General features: G+C 27.7%; 16 protein-coding genes. 8 read left to right on the top strand and 8 right to left on the bottom strand.

The features are described 5' to 3' along the window. The first annotated feature begins 5 nt into the window (after window positions 1-5). Window positions 6-557, top strand: a complete 552-nt coding sequence (locus EXC58_RS01765) for a thymidine kinase (RefSeq protein ID WP_129725337.1) — start codon at window positions 6-8, stop codon at window positions 555-557. Between the two features lie 33 nt (window positions 558-590). Here the strand turns inward: EXC58_RS01765 and era are convergent, their stop codons facing one another. From era to EXC58_RS01740, 5 genes are read right to left on the bottom strand one after another with little or no spacing between them, the layout of a single operon-like run. Beyond that, window positions 591-1,466, bottom strand: coding sequence for a GTPase Era (gene era, locus EXC58_RS01760; RefSeq protein ID WP_129725336.1), 876 nt, complete (start codon window positions 1,464-1,466; stop codon window positions 591-593). Further along, window positions 1,466-1,858 (bottom strand): cytidine deaminase, encoded by a 393-nt coding sequence (cdd, locus tag EXC58_RS01755; protein ID WP_129725335.1) that lies wholly within the window; start codon window positions 1,856-1,858, stop codon window positions 1,466-1,468. The genes era and cdd overlap by 1 nt, the downstream gene beginning before the upstream one ends. 5 nt (window positions 1,859-1,863) lie before the next feature. Beyond that, entirely contained in the window at window positions 1,864-2,328 is a 465-nt protein-coding gene (gene ybeY, locus EXC58_RS01750) for an rRNA maturation RNase YbeY (RefSeq protein WP_129725334.1), read from the bottom strand. Between the two features lie 16 nt (window positions 2,329-2,344). Continuing rightward, complete coding sequence (locus EXC58_RS01745; protein ID WP_129725333.1) at window positions 2,345-2,731, bottom strand: MAG1140 family protein; 387 nt, start codon at window positions 2,729-2,731, stop codon at window positions 2,345-2,347. Continuing rightward, window positions 2,706-4,733 carry an Mbov_0121 family peptidase domain-containing ABC transporter gene (locus EXC58_RS01740; RefSeq protein WP_129725332.1) on the bottom strand — a complete coding sequence of 676 codons (2,028 nt, stop codon included), beginning with the start codon at window positions 4,731-4,733 and terminating at the stop codon, window positions 2,706-2,708. Before EXC58_RS01740 ends, EXC58_RS01745 begins: the two co-directional genes overlap by 26 nt. Window positions 4,734-4,856: 123 nt before the next feature. Between EXC58_RS01740 and EXC58_RS01735 the strand changes: the two genes are divergently transcribed. Both EXC58_RS01735 and EXC58_RS01730 read left to right on the top strand, forming a co-directional pair. Then, window positions 4,857-5,294, top strand: a complete 438-nt coding sequence (locus EXC58_RS01735; protein WP_129725331.1) for an RpiB/LacA/LacB family sugar-phosphate isomerase — start codon at window positions 4,857-4,859, stop codon at window positions 5,292-5,294. A gap of 97 nt (window positions 5,295-5,391) precedes the next feature. Beyond that, window positions 5,392-5,889 (top strand): hypothetical protein, encoded by a 498-nt coding sequence (locus EXC58_RS01730; RefSeq protein ID WP_129725330.1) that lies wholly within the window; start codon window positions 5,392-5,394, stop codon window positions 5,887-5,889. Window positions 5,890-5,937: 48 nt separating this feature from the next. On the opposite strand, the gene EXC58_RS01725 is transcribed toward EXC58_RS01730, so the two are convergent. Further along, window positions 5,938-7,125 carry a phosphopentomutase gene (locus tag EXC58_RS01725; RefSeq protein ID WP_129725329.1) on the bottom strand — a complete coding sequence of 396 codons (1,188 nt, stop codon included), beginning with the start codon at window positions 7,123-7,125 and terminating at the stop codon, window positions 5,938-5,940. A gap of 434 nt (window positions 7,126-7,559) precedes the next feature. After that, a complete protein-coding gene (locus EXC58_RS01720; RefSeq protein WP_129725328.1) occupies window positions 7,560-8,429 on the bottom strand; it encodes a DegV family protein in 870 nt (289 codons plus the stop codon). 52 nt (window positions 8,430-8,481) lie between these two features. Between EXC58_RS01720 and tapR the strand changes: the two genes are divergently transcribed. From tapR to tuf, 5 genes are all read left to right on the top strand, one after another. Next, a complete protein-coding gene (gene tapR / locus EXC58_RS01715) occupies window positions 8,482-9,057 on the top strand; it encodes a TyrS-associated PheT N-terminal domain-related protein TapR (protein WP_129725327.1) in 576 nt (191 codons plus the stop codon). Beyond that, window positions 9,057-10,295: a tyrosine--tRNA ligase gene (gene tyrS / locus EXC58_RS01710; protein ID WP_197723791.1), complete on the top strand. Its 1,239-nt coding sequence runs from the start codon at window positions 9,057-9,059 to the stop codon at window positions 10,293-10,295. The genes tapR and tyrS overlap by 1 nt, the downstream gene beginning before the upstream one ends. Before the next feature lie 84 nt (window positions 10,296-10,379). After that, a complete protein-coding gene (locus EXC58_RS01705) occupies window positions 10,380-11,567 on the top strand; it encodes a hypothetical protein (RefSeq protein WP_129725325.1) in 1,188 nt (395 codons plus the stop codon). A gap of 328 nt (window positions 11,568-11,895) precedes the next feature. Beyond that, window positions 11,896-13,527 (top strand): CTP synthase, encoded by a 1,632-nt coding sequence (locus tag EXC58_RS01700; RefSeq protein ID WP_129725324.1) that lies wholly within the window; start codon window positions 11,896-11,898, stop codon window positions 13,525-13,527. A gap of 495 nt (window positions 13,528-14,022) precedes the next feature. Beyond that, a complete protein-coding gene (gene tuf, locus EXC58_RS01695) occupies window positions 14,023-15,210 on the top strand; it encodes an elongation factor Tu (protein ID WP_129725323.1) in 1,188 nt (395 codons plus the stop codon). A gap of 55 nt (window positions 15,211-15,265) precedes the next feature. Here tuf and ffh read toward each other — a convergent pair whose 3' ends face one another. After that, the gene (ffh, locus tag EXC58_RS01690) at window positions 15,266-16,603 is read right to left on the bottom strand and encodes a signal recognition particle protein (protein ID WP_129725322.1); all 1,338 of its coding nucleotides are present in this window, start codon (window positions 16,601-16,603) and stop codon (window positions 15,266-15,268) included. Window positions 16,604-16,791: the final 188 nt, after the last annotated feature.

Genomic DNA, 16,791 nt, shown 5'->3' with positions numbered 1-16,791 from the left:
ATTTTATGTTTTGAAAGGACACTAAAGGTTCTTTAGAGGTTATTACCGGTCCAATGTTTGCTGGTAAAAGTGCCGAATTAATCAAACGACTTACTATTTTAAAGATTGCTCAAGTAAAATTTTTAGTTTTTAAACCAGATTTTGACACTAGATTCGGAAATGATGTTATTGTTAGCAGAACTGGTTCAAATGTCAAAGCAATTTCTCTTGCTGATGCAGAAGAAATTTGAAAATATTGGAATGAAGATGTTAAAGCCGTAGCTTTTGATGAAGCCCATTTTTTTAGTGAAAGCATTTTAGAAGTAATTCAAAAACTTATTTCAAAAGGAGTTAGAGTTATTGTTTCGGGACTGGATATGGATTTTGCTGGAAAAAGTTTTGCAATAACATCAGAATTGCTATCACAAGCTGATTATGTTAGCAAACTAAAAGCAGTGTGCATGAAATGTTTTGATCAAGCATCTCTTTCGTATCGAAAAGTTAAATCTAAAGAAAGACATCTTTTAGGAGATTCAGAATATGAAGCTAGATGTCGACAATGTCATAAAGTAAATTAGAAAAATAAATAAATGCACGAGAAAATCGTGCATTTATTTATAACCAAATTTAGCTAATTCTTTTTCATTATTATTTCATTTATTGGCAATTTTAACTTTTAAATTCAAAATGACCTTACTTTGAAATTGATGCATCATTTTATAACGGGCATTTTGACCAATTTGTTTAATTTTTGAGCCTTTAGCTCCAATTACCATTCCTTTTTGAGATGTTTTTTTTACATAAATAACTGCATCAATTTCAATTAAATCTTCGTGTTCATTAAATTCATTAATTTCCACTGCAATTGAATGTGGTAGCTCTTCGTACAGAGAATTAATAGTTGCTTCTCTGATAATTTCTTTGGCTAAAAAACGCATACTTTTATCAGTTATATAATCTTGATCGTATTGAGCTTGTCCTTCATATGCATATGATTTAATCATATTTACTAATGCATCAATTGATTTATAATCATTTTTTGATGTAGAAACAATATGATCAAATTCATACTGTTGCATTTCTTTAATTTTTTCAATTAATAATTGTGGATTTTTAGAAATTTTATCTATTTTTGTAATTACACCTATTTTGTGTTTAACTTTAGAAATTTTTTCTAAAATCATTTTATCTCCAGTTCCAATTTTTTCATCAGATGGCGATAAAAACAGCAGTACATCAATATCTTTAACAGTACTATAAGCGTTTTTGTTTAAAATTTCACCTAATTTATTTTCGGGTTTGTGAATTCCTGGAGTATCTGTAAAAATAATTTGATATTCATCATCAGTATAAATACCAGTAATTTGATCTCGAGTAGTTTGAGCAACATCAGTAACAATGGCTACATCATAACCGATAATTGCATTAATTAATGTACTTTTACCCACATTTGGACGACCAATTATTGAAGCAAAACATATTTTCATTATTTAATATCACTTTCTAAAATACTATAAGGAACTAATTCAGCAACTGTGTTTATACGTACTTGCTTTGCATTATTTGAATATTGATACACCTTTGCTTCTGGAGGCATAAATTCAGTCATTACTTGTCTGCATCCTGCACAAGGACTAATAATTCCTTCTTTTTTGCTAATAATATGAATTTCTTTAAAAGTTCCAACTTTAGCTCCATAAGCAACAGAACCAAATAATGCACTTCTTTCGGCGCAAATTCCAGATGGATATGCAGCATTTTCAACATTTACGCCATAATATTCTTTTCCATTTTCATCAATAGCACATGCAGCAACTTGAAAATTTGAATAGGGAGCATAAGCCTTTTTTAATAAATCTTTTAATTTTTGAATTTCCATTTTAACTACTCTCTGTTAATTTTTAAAGGTTTAAATATTTTATCAACAATTTTATTCATTTTAACTCTTTCTTCTTCTATTTCGTGATCATAACCAGCTAAATGAACTAAACCGTGCGTAAATAAATAACAAAATTCTCTTTTAATTGAATGGTTAAACTCAATAGATTGTTCAAGCATTTTGTCATAACAAATAATCAATTCACCCAACAAAATAAAAGGCAATTGTTTAAATAGTAATCCATCATCATTTCCAAAAGAAAGAATATCAGTTACATAATCTTTATTTCTGTATTGCTTGTTTAATTGCTTGATTTTTCGCTTTGAAACAATTTTTACATCTAAGATTATTTTCTTTTTGATTTTAAAATATTTAGCAAAATTTTTGAGTATTTCATTCATTTCATAATGATAATCAATATCATTTTTAGTTCTGTTATCAAAAGAAATTTCATGAATAATCTTGTTCATAGTTAAAATTATAAACTTATTTAACTAAAATTTGCTTTAAAATATATTCTAAAAAAGTTGTTTTTCCCGAATTATAGGTGCAATAAATTTCAAATATATTATTTTCCTTCATTTTCAAAAGCAATGATGGAGAAGTTATTTTAATTTGATTTTCATCTAATAGATATTTAAAAGAATAATTTGAAATTTGATTATTTAATTTTACTGATAATTGTGGTTTTTGATCTATTTCTTCTATTTTAATTCCGTTTAAGAAAATGTCATCATACTCTCTTCTTATATAAACTTTTTTATATGAATTAATTTGATAAGTTAAAGCAATATAGCACATAAATCCAAATAAAAACAACAATAAAAAGATTAACAAAATTTCAAATTTATAAGCAAACGTGGTTTTTTTCAAGATATATCTCCTTTGCATTGTCAAAAATAAATTTATCGTTATGACTTATCTCTATAATTAACGAATTATTTATTTTTTCATTTAAATAATTTTTTATTTCTTTAAAAAATGTTTCACTTAAATTATCAAAAGCCTCATCAAATATATAAAATTGATAATTATTTTGAATTACTTTTAAAAAATTAACTATTTGCATTTCGCCACTAGAGAGCTCAAAAAATTTTTTATTTTTGATTGATTGAATTTTATTAATTAATTCATTCGAAAAAACTTTACCCAATTCATTTATTTTTGAAAAATCTGTGTATTCTTTTACAAAAGTTTGAGATAAATTTATTTTGCTCCCTGTATAAATAATGCTATTTTTTAACATTTGATTATCAAATATTTCTGTTTGGATATTATTTATTTTAATTATTCCATTATTAGGTTTTAAATTACCACTTAATATTGCTGAAAGAGTTGTTTTACCAATTCCATTTGCACCCTTTAAATGTGTGTTTTGATCAATTATTAGTCTTTGAATATTCAAAGCTTTGTGATTTTGTTCATATTGATAATCAATATAAGAAAGCTCTATTTTGTCAATAGTATCAAAACTACTTGATAAATCTTTTAGTTCTGAAATTTGCTCTTTTTCTTTGAAAAAGTCAATTAAAATTTTGGATGTTTTATATTTAATTTGTAAATTAAACAAAGGCCAAAAATTTTGTGTTGATTTAGTTAATAAACTTGCTGCAGTTAGTGTAAAAATTAAATCTACTAAAGTCATTTGGCCTTTTCAAATTTGAAAAGACCCTAAAAACAAAATCACAAACGGACCTAACGATTCGATAATTGCTGATATTGAAAAAATGCTTTCTGAAACATAATTTGTTTTTAAATAATGATTTTGCATCTCTGAAAATTGTGTCTGTATATCATTATAAAGTTTGTTTTCGATTTCTAAAATATTAACAGAATTTACATAATTAAAGTATTCTTCAATACTTCCGCTAAGAGTTATATTTTGTTCCAAAATCTTTTTGTATGAATTGTTATATCAATTTTGCATCATTAAGCTAATAAAGAAGTTGATCAAACAATAAATTAATAAGGCATATAACAAAATAAAACTAATTTTATATATCATTAGCGACCCGATGATTAAATATAGACAATTTATAATAACTGAAGCAATAAAAGAACTTTTATAATCTCAAATTGTATCTATAGCAGTAAGACGGTTTATGAATTCAATTGCATTTAATCTGGCAATTTCTTGAAAATATTGAGATTTTAAAATTTTTAACAGCTTTAACTTTTTTTCATTTGCAACATTTGTAATTTTAGTTAAACTTCATTTATTAATTAAATATTTAAATGTTTGCTGAACTACTAAAATTCACACAACAAAAACACCACTAAAATATAAATATATTTCCAAGTTATAAGGAATTATTTCAGAAAAAATATACTTGGTCATCAAGGGAATTAGTAGTATTACAAACATTTCTAATAATTTACTTAGAAAATGAAATATTTGCATTTTAATGGGATTAAAGTTTAATTGAAAATTTAAATTAATGTCTTCTTTTTGAGTTTGTAATTGCTTTTTAGAAACAACCGCTTGAAAATTGACAAGCAAATTTAAAAAAACTTTTTGAAATTCTTCAAAAGTTATTTTCTCATTTCCATAAACTGGATCAATATAAAAAATGTGTGAATTAGTTATTTTTTCAATAATAATCATGTGTTGATTATTATTTTGATTAATAATTGTAGCAAACGGAAATTCATTACTAGATAATTTTTTAAGTGTATCAAGGTCGCAATTAAAAACCTCAATATTTAGATAATATTGACTTAATAATTTTTGTAAATTCGCTATTGATATTCCATTTTCGCTGTAAATTGCATTAAGTTTTAACTCGTTTAGAGAAACTTTCTGTCCATGAATTTTTTCAATAAAATATTGAGATACCACTAGCGAACAATCTTTTGAATCTGTTTGATAATTCATACCACTTAAGATATAAATTTTCTGATTAAAAATCTTAAAAAAAGAATTTTTCTGTATTTTTCCACAAAGATTTTTTAATAAAAAAAGTTTATAATTTAATCAATAATATTTTAAGGGGAATTAATGAAAAAAGTAGTTGCATTTGCAAGCGACCATGCAGGATTTAAACTTAAAGAAGATTTAGTCAAATATATGCAATCATTAGGATATGAAACAGTTGATTTAGGTCCTAAAACCGATGAATTTCCAGTTAGTTATGCTACTCAAGGGAAAGAACTAGCTGAGTATGTTGATAGCCAAAAACCTGATTTTGCTATTGGAGTTTGTGGAACTGGATTAGGAATCTCATATGCTTTAAATCGTCACAAACACATTCGAGCAGCTCGAGTTACTTCTGTTGAAGATGCTCATTTGGCAAAATTACACAATAATGCTAATGTCTTGGCATTTGGTGGACGTCAAATTTCCACAAAGGATGCACAAAAAATAATTGATGAATATTTAGCAACTCAATATGAAGGTGGCAGACACCAACAAAGAATTGATGAATTAGATCTTTAATTTTATTTGATTTTTCTTGGAAAATTAAAGCAAAAATTTGTAAATTTGTTATACTTAAAGATATATATTTATAAAATTACATTTAGTTAGGAAAAATATGAAAAGAAAACTAGCTTTATTCTTATCAGCTTTTGGTGGATTGATTGCTCCTTTAACAGTTGCTATTTCTTGTACTCAACGCGAACCTATAAAACCTGTTCAGCTACCAAAACAAGAAGATCCTTCATCAACTAATCCACAACCTAAAGAAGTTTCTCCTGAAGAAGCTGCAAAAATTGCTTCACTTAAAGAATCGGTTTCAACTGAAGAAAAACTAAAAAGAATGTCAGAAAACACAATTGTTCTTCTTAAAGATTCAGCCAAAGATAAAACCGTAAATGACGCTTCATCAGAAGATATTTATCCTGTTTTTGATAAACACTTTTTAGATTATTCAAAAGAAGTCAAAACTCAAGTATCACTTGTTTCTGTTGAAGAAACCAAAGCTAAATTCTCTGTTGCTTTTTCTAAAGTTCTTTCAAATGGACAATCTCGTTCATTTAGTAAAGTCTTTGAAGTTGATGGATATAAAACACAACAACCAGCAGAACAATAATAAAAGAAAACATTCTCTAAAAGAATGTTTTTTTGTTCCTTTTTTACTTTAAATTAGTTTATCAAAAATATCATCACCAGTTTCAACAACAATTTCTGCACCAAAATTGCGTGCAATAATATTTCCTAAAGTCCCTAATCCATTAAGTGTTTCTAAAACTTTAGGCTTGGTAAAGCTTTTTGAATAAATAGTTGCAGGAAGATATTCACGAGTGTGATTAAATCCTGGATATAGCGGATCATTTCCATGATCGCTAGTCATAATTAGTAAATCATCTTCTTTTAAACAGTTGATTAATTTTGCTAATTTGACATCTAAATCAGCGATATTTTGTGCAAATCCATGTACATCTCTACGATGTCCATAATGAGAATCAAATTGAACTAAGTTAGTAAAAATAAATTGATTTTGCCCATTTTCTAGTGCAATTTCGATGGTTTTATCCATTCCAACAGCATCGCTTCCACTTGGGATGTGTTTTGAAATTCCTTGACCGACAAAAATATCGTTAATTTTTCCAATTGAAATAACTTCTACTCCTTTGTCTTGTAATTTATTTAATATTAATTTTGGAGGTTTGTTTGCGTAATCATGGCGATTAAAAGTTCGAGTATAGTTTCCATCTTCTCCAATGTAAGGTCTAGCAATAATTCTACCTACATTTCACGCAGGGTTTGATGAACAAATTTCTCGAGCTGCTTTAGCATAACGATATAAATTATCTAATCCAGTCCATTGTTCATGAGCGCAAATTTGCAACACTGAATCCATTGAAGTATAAACAATAATAGAACCATCTTGTTTTTCTAAGTGTGCTAATTCTTTGATAATTTCAGTTCCACTACTTGCTTTATTTCCGATGATTTTACGACCATCAAACGCTTTTTCTAATTCAGCAATTAATTCAGGTGGAAATCCTGTTTCGGTAAAAGTTGGGAAAGGAACTAAAGTTTTAATTCCCATCATTTCTCAATGTCCAGCTAAAGTATCTTTTGCATTTGAAACTTCTTGCACTTTAGCTACATAAGCTAGTGGATTTTTAACATGATAATTTCCTTGTAAATCAGTAATATTTCCAATTCCAAGTTTTTTTCAAGTATCAATTTTAAATTCTTCAGCCATTGAGGCTGATCTAATGGTGTTAGCGCCGCTATCACCAAAAGCTTTTTGATCTCGATCGGCCCCAATTCCTAGACCATCAGTAACGATCATAAAAACTCTGTTAAATTTTGGCATTTGTCTTTCTCCTTTTAATAAAAAAGATGCTAATTAAATTTTAAACATTTTTATTTAAAAAATCTTAAAAAATAAATAAATGGTTGTATAATTTATGCGCTGTTTAATGCATTTAAGTGTATTAGGCAGCAAAAATAGATTTAAGTTTGTTTTAGGTTATACTTAACATTCATCTAATCTCACAACAATTTTTATTTCGTTAGTCGTTATTATCAATAAAAAAAACACAATTTATTTTTTTAAAATTACTTTCTCTAAACATATATTTCTCAGTTTAAACCCCAAAAATTATCGCCCTTCTTTTACGTGATTTTATTAAAATATTAAATTTGCCCTAATATTATATTGTGTCTTTTATTTATGATAAATATATGATAAATAATCAAAAAGCAGCTAAAGCTGCTTTTCTTTTTACTGTTTTTGTTCAAAAATAGTTAGTTTTGGGAAAATAACAGTTTCTGTTCAGTTGACAATTTAGGATGCTTAATAATAACAATTGCTTCAGGTCCAGTATGAATTGAAATAACCGGTGGAATATTGGAAATAAGTACTTTTAAAGAATATTTTCTTTGAGCATAGCTAATAAAATCATTAATTTCACTATTTTGTGAGTGTAAAATAATTAAATCAAAATCTTGAGGATTTGTTAGGTGTTCAAATTTTGAATCAATACAATTTATAACTGTTTTAGAAAAAACGCGCCCAATTCCCTCTTTTTCTAATTTTCCATTTTCAAATTTTATAATAGGAATTATTTTTAGTAAATTCGCTATTGTAGCAGCCCCAGGCGTTAGGCGACCGCCTTTAACTAAAAAGTGATTGTATTTTGGAATTAAAGAAACCGAAAGCAATGAATTAGGTGCTTGAATTTGCTCAATGGCTTCATTTAAAGGAACTTTAGATTTAATTAAATGCTCAAATTCAATAACTTTAAGAGTAATTAAATGAGCTACATCTAAAGAATTAATTATGTAAATATTTTTAAAATTACTGGCAAAATGAATTAAATTTTGATATTCTCCAGAAAGATGTTGAGAAATAGGAAATACCACAACTGCATCAAAAGTATTTGAAAGTTGTGCAAATAAATTCATTATATATCCAATATTGGTGGAACTAGTTTTAGCACTTTTAGAATCTTTGGAGAATTTTTCAAATAAATTTGTGCTTGTTAAGTCAATTCCATCTAAATAATTTTTTTCATCAATTTGAATATTCAACGGTAAATAAAATCATCCCCGCTTTTTTGCCTCTTCTTCAGTTAAGCCACAAGAAGAACTTACCACAATAGCTATTTTTTTCATATGTTTTATTATTATAATACTACACAAAATAATTAATGTAAAATATATTATTATGATTCTAGTCCACAAATTAAGCAACCAATTTAAAAATTGCACTCTTTTAAGTATTGATACCAGAGTTAAAATTACTCAAAAAATCACCATTGAAAATTACTTATTTTTATTTGACGATCAAGGAAATGTTGGTTCAATTAATGTTTTTGATGATGAAGATATTTTATCTGCTAGTGAGAAGAGATTTTTCAGCTTAAATGAACATTTGAGTAATAAAGTTAAAGCAAAAGCAACCCAAGCAAATTTAAAAATCAATGATTCAAAGAAGTTTGTTTATGTTGAAATTCTCAAAAGAGAAGTTCACCCAAAAAGCGAAAAACTTTTTGTTTTAACTTTATCAGATGGACAAAAAGAATTCCAAGTAGTAACTAATACTCTTGATTCTACAGAAGGAAAAGTTGTTTTAGTGGCTCTTCCAGGCTCAATTACTGCTTTAGGAGCTGAAATTTTAGAAGGAAAAATGCTTGATGTGACTAGCTCAGGAATGCTTGTGGGATATTCTAGTTTAGGTTTTGCTCAAGAAGGATTAGTATTTGGGAGTTTAGAAAATATTGGGAAGGAATTTCAAATTTAATTATGAATATTATTGATGATTTAAAAAAACGTGGTGTTTTTAAGCAAATTTCCAATTATGATAAATTTTTAAATATCCCTCAAGGAAGTGGGGTTTATGTAGGATTTGATCCAACTGCCGATAGCTTGCATTTGGGAAATTATATTCAAATTATTAATTTACTTAGATTTAAAAAATATGGTTACCAAATAATTGCTATTTTAGGTGGAACTACTGGAATGATAGGCGATCCGTCTTTTAGAGATTCAGAAAGAGTACTGCTTAATGAGGAACAAATTAATTTTTACAAAGCAAAAATTAAAGCTCAACTAGAAAAATTTGGTTTTAAAGTTATTGATAATTATGACTTTTATAAAGATATGTCTGTAATTGATTTTTTAAGAAATGTTGGTAAGTTAGTTAATGTTGCTTATATTTTATCTAAAGATTCAATTACTTCTCGGATTGAAAAAGGACTTAGTTTTACGGAATTTTCATATCAGCTAATTCAAGGATGAGACTTTGTACAGCTTTATAAAAATCATAATGTTAAATTACAATTTGGTGGTTCGGATCAATGGGGTAATATTACTACTGGACTTGATATGATTTCCACAATTTTTGGGCAACAACATCAAGCAGTAGCTTTAACATCGCAACTACTTACTGACAGCAATGGGCAAAAATTTGGAAAATCTACTGGTGGCGGAAATAATTGACTTTCCAAAGATAAAACTAAACCTTATGATTTATACCAATTTTTACTAAATCAACCCGATTCAGAAGTTGAAAAGTTATTAAAATGACTTACTTTTATTGAAGTTGAGGAAATTGAACAATTAATGAAAAAACATTTTGAAGCTCCTTTTTTAAAACTAGCTCAAAAAACTTTAGCCTTTGAAGTTGTTAAAGATATTCATAGTGAGCAAGATGCTAAAAATAGTGTTAATATTAGCGAAATTTTATTTAATAAAAAGCTTAATTTAAATAATTTTACCGTTGAAGACATTCAAAACATTCAAAATGAATTAAAAACACTCTTTGTTGATAAAAATAGCAATTTAGTTGATTTTTTAATTGAAAATAAAATTTTAAAATCCAAGCGCGAAGCTAGAGAATTTATTCAAGTTAATTCTTTAAAAGTGAATTTAGAACCAATTAAAGAAGATTTTTTAATGCATTCAAAGTTTTTTGATAATCGATATGCTTTTTTAAATATTGGAAAAAAACAATTTTACTTAATTAAAATTACAAAATAAAACTTGCAATGGCAAGTTTTATTTTTGTTTAAACTTAAATAGTTTATAATTAACATATTACTAATTAGTAATATAAGGAGAAAAATGAACAAAAAAGTTAAATTATTATCATTAGGATCACTTGTTAGTCTACCAATTGTTGCAGTAATAAGTTGTAGCACATCAGCAGAAACAAATGGTCAAAATCCAATAAGTGCAAAAATTTCGCAAGCAAAAATTAATGCATTACCTGAAAATGATAAAAAAGTTGTTAATTCCTTAGTTGAATTATTAAAAGCTAACAATCAATTAATTAATAAATATGCAGAAATTACATCAAAAGGACCTCATTTATTAAGCGGTAAAATAGCAAAAATCTTTAATTTAGTTGATGGAAAAGATAATCAATCATCAATTGTTAATCTTTTCAAAAATAAAATTGGTTTAAAACTTCAAGAACAAGGAAAAACCAAACCCGAAGCTTTAGATAAAATTAATAGAATTTTTGAATATGTTGTTTTTAATAAATTAGGAGATTTAACCGAGGATTTAAGAGAAGTATTTAGCGAATATTCAAAAGCAAAAATGGAAGAAAAATCGCAAAAAATAGAGCAATACATTTTACAAAAATCAGATAAAAAATCAGAAATTACCGATAAAGATGGTTCTCTTCCTTCGCAGCAATATTTAGCTAGTTTTCTAAATTTACTTAATCAACAAGTTTCAAATGTTTATTTTGATGAAAATTATTTTGATAGTGTTCAAAAAAATAAAACAGCTGATTCAATTTTACAAAAAGACCTTGCTTTAATTAAAGAAGATCTTGGTCAACGCGATAAAGAACATGGTCATAAAAATGAAAATGACGAAAAACACAATCAAGCTCAAGGGAAAGAAAAAGATAATGAACACAGTCATGATGAAAATCATGAGCATAAAACAGATGAAGAAACTCATTCACACTCTCATGCGCTAGCTAATTTAATTTACGATTTTTATCAATCAGCAGAAATTTTGGTTAAAAAAGTTAATATTGATGAACTTATTACTCAGCTCAAAGAACGTAATAAAATTTTGGAAGCTCAAAATAAAATTGATCAAGAAATTACACAATTAGAAGCTAGTTTAAAAGAACTTAAAAAAGAATTTTCAGCTTCAATAGTTGAAAGTGCAAATGAATTTTTTAAATCTACAGTTTTAGAAACTAAAAAAATCAAACAATTAATACAAAAATCAGCACAATTAGGAAAAGTATCCCTTCTTAATACTAAAACTAAATTAGCTAATGAATAAAAAATTCAAATTTTATTTAAATATGCTATATTTTTTAGTTTTTCGTTAATGTGTTAAAATTAAATTGCTAATGTAAAACGAAAAAATAATTAGCTTTCGTGTTTTTAGCGTTAGAATAATCGTATTTTGAAAATAAACTAGGGCATATTTTTTATTTTTTAAAAAAGATATTTCGTTCCCAACTTTTTGGGACGTTTTTTTATTTTTAGAACTAACTTTTAATTTTTGTCTTTAGTTTAAAAAGGTGTTTATTTTTTACAAATATATGATCAAATTATTTATTTTAATCATTTAAAAAATATCAAAAAACAGAAAGGATAGTTTATATATGTCAAAAACTAAGATTATTGCAGTAACTGGCGGAGTTTTTTCTTCATTGGGAAAAGGATTGATTTTAGCATCCATTGGTCGAATTTTACACACTCAAAAATTTAAAGTAGCAACTTTAAAACTCGATCCTTATTTAAATGTTGACCCAGGAACTATGTCACCAGTTCAACATGGAGAAATTTTTGTAACTCATGATGGTATGGAAGCAGATTTAGATCTAGGTCATTATGAACGTTTTCTTGATTATGAAATTTCCAAAAGTTCTTCATTATCAGCTGGTCAAATTTATCATCAAGTTTTAACTAAAGAGAGAGCAGGAAACTATTTAGGAAAAACTGTGCAAATTGTTCCGCATTTTACTGACGAAATTCACGAACGAATTAATCAAATTATAAGTAGCGATCCTGATTTAGATTTTTTACTCATTGAAGTAGGAGGAACAGTTGGTGATATTGAATCGCTTCCTTTTATTGAAGCTTTACGCTCATATAAGTTTCGCTATTCTTCAAATCAAATTTGTTTTATCCACGTTTCTCCGCTAATTAGATTAAGAATTGGTAATGAAATTAAAACTAAACCAACTCAGCATTCGGTTATGAAACTTAGAGAACAAGGAATTATTCCTGATTTTTTAATTTTACGAACTAGCGAAGATTTTAGTGAACAATTACAAGCCAAAATAGCATTACATTGTGATATTAATTACGATAATATTTTCTATTCCCCAGATGTGGAAAATATTTATCTTTTGCCTGAGCAACTTTATGAACAAAAAATTCATACCAAATTATTTAATTTTTTTAATTTTGATGACCCTCGAACCAAAAATGATTTATCATCATGATTGGCTTTCACTAATACTATCACTCAACCTAAAAAAGCTACCTATAAATTAGCTATTGTAGGAAAATATGTCCAATTATCTGATTCATATTTATCAATTCTTGAATCATTTACTCTTGCTAGTTATCATTTAGGAATTGAAATTAAAATTACTTTAATAGATTCAGAAAAAATTCAATCTTATTCTAAAGCAGAAGAAATACTCGCTTCTTATGATGCGATTTGTGTTCCTTACGGATTTGGTAATCGGGGAATTGAAGGAAAAATGTTTGCTATTGAATATGCAAGAGTTAATAAAATACCATTTTTAGGGATTTGTTTAGGAATGCAATTGGCCGTAATTGAATATGCTCGAAATGTTTTAAAACTTACTAATGCCAATTCAACTGAGTTTGATGCTCAAACTCCTCACCCACTTTTTATTATTCAACCTACATTTCATAATACTAACCGGCTAGGAGGGACATTATCTTTAGGGAGTTGTGAAGTAAATATTAAACCAGATACTTTAGCTAGCCAAATTTATCAATCACCAACTATTATTGAACGTTATCGTCATCGTTATGATTTTAATCCTGATTATTTAGACCAATTATCAGATGGTAACTTTGTTTTTTCTGGAGTAAAAAGTGTAGGTGCTCAATCTTTAATTGAATTAAAAGACCACCCATTTTTTATTGCTTGTCAGTTCCACCCAGAATTTTTATCTAAACCACTTAAACCACACCCTCTTTTTGTAGGTTTACTAAGTTCTTTGATGGTAAAAACTAATCAAAACAAAAACTAATATTTACAATTTTAGATTAAATAATGCTTAAATTTAATCGATTCAATATTTTTGAGCAAATATCATCTTTTAGTTTTAATTTCGTTAACTTTTATAAAAATTTAAAATTTATTTTAAAGTTTAAAAGTCTAAGAAAAGAATTTTTAAGTTTATTTATCAAAACCATTAACTTAACAACTATTAAATTGTAATAATTACTACAAAAATCAGAATAATTAGGAATAAAATGAAGTTCTTAATATTAAAATTAATTATCTAACAAAAAGCAGTAATCTATGAAATTTTGTTTATATGATATTCTGCTTTTTTCTGTAATATGTTAAAATTTAAATGCTAATTTCAAACGGACAGGTTCTAGTTGAAAGACTAGACTATGGTGGTTTTAGCGCTAAAACAATCGTAATTTGAAAACACGTTTATTTTTAAAAAAACAATTACGAAAAAAATATTTTATAAATCATAAATTTACTTAAAAAATAGAAAGGATATTAACTTATGGCAAAATTAGATTTTGATCGTAGTAAAGAACACGTTAACGTTGGTACCATTGGACACGTTGACCATGGTAAAACTACATTAACAGCTGCTATTGCAACTGTTTTATCTAAGAAAGGTCTTTCAGAAGCTCGTGATTATGCTTCTATTGACAACGCACCAGAAGAAAGAGCGCGTGGAATTACCATTAACACAGCTCACATTGAATATGAAACTGAAAAACGTCACTATGCACACGTTGACTGTCCAGGACACGCCGATTATGTTAAAAACATGATTACTGGAGCAGCTCAAATGGATGGAGCTATTTTAGTTGTTGCTGCAACAGATGGTCCTATGCCTCAAACACGTGAACACATTCTTTTATCTAAACAAGTTGGGGTTCCTCGTATCGTTGTTTTCTTAAACAAAACCGATATGCTTGAAGGTGATGAAGAAATGATCGAACTTGTTGAAATGGAAATTCGTGGACTTCTTTCAGATTACGGATTTGATGGAGACAATGCACCTATTATTCGTGGATCAGCTCTTAAAGCTCTTCAAGGTGATGCAAAATATGAAGAAAAAATTATGGAACTTATGAACGCTGTAGATTCATACATTGAAACTCCAGTTAAAGAATTCGAAAAACCATTCTTAATGGCTGTTGAAGACGTATTTACAATTACAGGACGTGGAACTGTTGCTACAGGTCGTGTAGAACGTGGAAAACTAACACTTAACGAAGAAGTTGAAATTGTTGGTCTTAAACCTACCAAAAAAACTGTTGTTACAGGAATTGAAATGTTCCGTAAAAACCTTAAAGAAGCTATGGCTGGGGATAATGCAGGTCTATTGCTTCGTGGTGTAAACCGTGATGATGTAGAACGTGGACAAGTTCTTGCTAAACCAGGATCAATTGTTCCTCATACAGAATTTGAAGCTGCTATTTATGTACTTAAAAAAGAAGAAGGTGGACGTCACACACCATTCTTTAAAAACTACAAACCACAATTTTACTTCCGTACAACTGATGTTACTGGTGGAGTAGAATTTGAAGCTGGACGTGAAATGGTTATGCCAGGGGAAAATGTTAACCTTAAAGTTAAACTTATTGCTCCTATTGCCGTTGAAGAAGGGACCAAATTCTCTATCCGTGAAGGTGGACGTACAGTTGGTGCTGGATCAGTTACAAAAATTATCAAATAATACTACAATCAAAAAGAACAGATACTTTTCTGTTCTTTTTTTGTGTTAATTGGATTTAAAATAGTCCGCCAAAACCACCAGATTTAAGCTTAGTACGCATCTCTGTCATTCGCTTGGACATTGCATCAAAATCTGAAAGGAGCTTATTAAATTCCTGGGCACTTCGTCCACTTCCTTTTAAAATTCGCTCCTTACGTGAAGCGTTACGTAATAGTTTAGGATTATTTCGTTCACTTGCAGTCATTGAAGACATTAAAATTTTGTATGTTTCAAGTTTTTTTTCAGCATTTTCTAATTCTTCTTCGTTAATTTTGCTTGCTAAATTTCCTGGCATCATTTTAAGTAATTTTGAAAATTTTCCGAGTTTTTTAATTTCATTGATTTGATCAAGTAAATCATTTAAATTAAAATTCCCCTTAAACATTCGTTCCATCATGTTGGTGGCTTTATTTACGTCAATAGAATCTTCAACTTTTTCAATTAAACTAAGCACATCGCCCATCCCTAAGATACGATCGGCCATGCGATCAGGGTAAAATAAATCTAAATTGGAAACTTTTTCTCCAGTTCCAATGAATTTAATTGGTAAATTTAATACTTGCCTTAGAGAAAGAGCAGCTCCTCCACGAGCATCCGAATCAAGCTTAGTGATAATTGAACCATTTAATTTTAAATGTTCATTAAAAGTCGAAGCAACATTAATGATATCTTGACCTGAAAGTGCATCAGCAACAAACAGAATCTCACTTGGGTTAGCTATTTTTTTAACTTCTACTAATTCTTGCATTAATTGTGCATCAATAGATAAACGTCCAGCAGTATCAATGATAATTAAATCATTTTGATTTCTTTTAGCAAAGTCTAAAGCTTCTGCAACAATTTGTGCAACAGGGACATTAGTTCCTTTTTCAAAATAATCAACATTAATACTTTTAGCTAGTGTTATTAACTGATCAACAGCTGCAGGACGATAAATATCTGCAGCAACTACAAGTGGATTTTGAATATATTTTTTCTTTCGTAAATAAAAAGCTAACTTAGCTGTTGCAGTGGTTTTTCCTGAACCTTGTAACCCGCACATCATGATAATATATGGTTTTTTATTAATATTAATATCTTGAACTTTTTCACCTAAAATTGCCACCAATTCTTGGTGAAAAATTTTTACCATGGTTTGATATGAGTTTAATTTACCAATGACTTGTCCATCTTCAAGTGCTTTATTTTTAACATTTGCAATAAAATCTTTCACTACTTTTAAGTTAACATCAGCTTCCAGAAGAGACATTTTTACTTCGCGAATAACTTCTAAAACATCTTCTTCTTTAAGTTGAGTTTTTTTAGATAATTTTGCTAAACTTTTTTGTAATCTCTTTTCTAAAAAATTAGTCATAAAATAATTATACTTAAAGCTTCTTAAAAAGTTATGAAAGTATCTTAATTTATCATTTTTGGAAAATTTGCTAAAATATATTAAGTTACTTAAAATCACTTAATATACTATTTAAAAGGAAATAATATGCGTAAAGTTGTAAGAAGAAAAAACAAAGAACGTGCTGAAAAACGTGCACATAAATTAGC

The organism is Mycoplasmopsis citelli (genome assembly GCF_900660645.1).
In the GTDB taxonomy this organism is placed as follows: domain Bacteria; phylum Bacillota_I; class Bacilli_A; order Mycoplasmatales; family Metamycoplasmataceae; genus Mycoplasmopsis; species Mycoplasmopsis citelli.
The sequence above is the reverse complement of the archived record's forward strand: the minus strand, read 5'-3'. Positions and strand labels throughout refer to the sequence as shown.